Raw genomic sequence first — 1,186 nt, 5'->3', positions numbered from 1 at the left:
GGTAATCCCCCCGAAAATTAACAGCAGCCAAAAGTAGAATTTTCTCGTAATCTAAACGCAGGAGGTTCTGCATGAAAAAGTCACGTTATACCGACAGCCAGATTATGGCGATTTTGAAACAAGCTGAAGCCGGAACGCCCGTTCCAGAGCTGTGCCGTGAACATGGCATGAGCGCGGCATCATTTTATAAATGGCGAGCCAAATATGGCGGTATGGATGCTTCTTTAATGGCGCGGATGAAAGAACTTGAAGAGGAAAACCGTCGCCTTAAAAAGATGTACGCTGAAGAACGCTTGAAAGCCGAGATCATACAGGAAGCCATGGCAAAAAAGTGGTGAAGCCGTCTCAACGGCGAACCATGGCTCAGCATGCAGCAGCAAATAAAAAAGTGAGTATTCGTTTGGTTTGCTCGGCTTTTTCGATTAGCGAAACGTGTTACCGCTATCAAAGCCAAAACAGCGATGAAAACGTACAGATTGCAGAGCTGTTGGTTGATCTTACCGTAGAGCAAACGGATTGGGGCTTTGGTCAATGCTTCAATTACCTTCGCAATACAAAGGGCTATCCTTGGAACCATAAGCGTGTGTACCGCATTTACTGTGAGCTGGCTCTGAATCTACGCATTCGCCCAAGACGTCGGCTTAAGCGAAACACACCGGAACCACTGAAAGAACCGACAAAACCGAACCAGGTCTGGTCGATGGACTTTATGCACGATCAGTTGGCAGATGGACGAAAGTACCGCCTGTTTAATGTGATCGATGATTTTAAGCGTGAGGGATTGGCCATGGAAGCTGGCTTCTCCTTACCTTCACAGAGAGTAATTAGGGTTCTGGATCAACTACTGGAGTGGCGGAGGAAACCTATAGCTCTTCGCTGTGATAATGGCCCGGAGTTTATTAGCCATGAGTTCGTTAAGTGGGCAAAAAAGAAAGGCATCAGAATAGACTATATTCAGCCAGGTAACCCTCAACAAAATGCGTATATTGAGCGTTACAATCGAACGGCGAGATATGGGTGGGTCAGTAAACACCTATTTGATACGCTTGAAGAAGTTCAAGACTATGCAACAGAATGGCTGTGGTTTTACAATCATGAAAGGCCACATACTGCCAACGGAGGTAAGCCACCTCTAATGGCTGCATAACCTCTACTTTTAAGCTGTATTAAAAAGGGGAGGATTACC

At 46.0% G+C, this 1,186-nt stretch carries 1 protein-coding gene; it reads left to right on the top strand.

Annotated elements, in window-relative coordinates; all coding sequences use genetic code 11:
* Positions 1-71: 71 nt before the first annotated feature.
* Positions 72-1,147 (top strand): IS3 family transposase gene (locus tag DN730_RS19010; RefSeq protein ID WP_115469695.1). Its coding sequence is split into 2 segments (ribosomal slippage): positions 72-324 and positions 324-1,147, totalling 1,077 coding nucleotides; the frame shifts between segments, so codons are not numbered across the junction.
* Positions 1,148-1,186: the final 39 nt, after the last annotated feature.

Source organism: Marinomonas piezotolerans (assembly GCF_003362755.1).
Taxonomy (GTDB): Bacteria; Pseudomonadota; Gammaproteobacteria; order Pseudomonadales; family Marinomonadaceae; genus Marinomonas; species Marinomonas piezotolerans.
Note: the sequence above shows the minus strand (reverse complement) of the source record. Positions and strands in the feature narration are given on the sequence as shown.